Source organism: Mesorhizobium sp. M7A.F.Ca.US.002.01.1.1, from assembly GCF_004022955.1.
GTDB classification, from domain to species: Bacteria; Pseudomonadota; Alphaproteobacteria; order Rhizobiales; family Rhizobiaceae; genus Mesorhizobium; species Mesorhizobium ciceri.
This window is the reverse complement of the sequence record NZ_RZQE01001045.1, coordinates 1-487: the sequence shown is the minus strand read 5'-3', so window position 1 is coordinate 487 and position 487 is coordinate 1. Positions and strand designations below refer to the sequence as shown.

Annotated in this window: 1 pseudogene; it reads right to left on the bottom strand. The window is 63.9% G+C overall.

Going from position 1 to position 487, the window contains the following annotated elements:
• Positions 1–277, bottom strand: a pseudogene (locus EN932_RS37615) (hypothetical protein); the annotation flags it as partial.
• Positions 278–487 lie beyond the last annotated feature (210 nt).

Sequence of the window (487 nt, the reverse complement as noted above, 5' to 3'; positions counted from 1 at the left end):
GATTGAGGTTGCGGCCAAACAGCGAAAAACCGCACCCGGCCTGGCTCGCCTGGCTGCGAGCCTTCGAAATCTGCTCATGCTGCCTGGCAATCGCGGAATCGTATTTCCGGACTAGCGCCGGACCGCCACCGCCGCCGCGCGAGGACGCGGCAAGATCGGCTTCCAACTGGCGGCAGACCCGCGAAGCAGCCTGTGGCTCGGCTACTCCCCAGGTTGCGGACAACAGCAGGCCAAGCAGCACGGCAGCATGCGCCTGCTTCCACCCTCCGCTTGCCATCCGCCCAAACTCCGCCTTCCAAATCGGCTGTTAGCCCCGCAAGGCTACCGTGTTCGCGGTTAACTGCAGTTTACCGCGAAATCCGTGTTCAGCCCAGATTGACGACCGCTTGTGCCTTGTGGGCGGCTTCGACCACGGCAAGCGCCGTCATGTTGACGACGCCGCGCGAGGTGACAGACGGCGTCAATATATGCGCCGGCATGTCGGTGC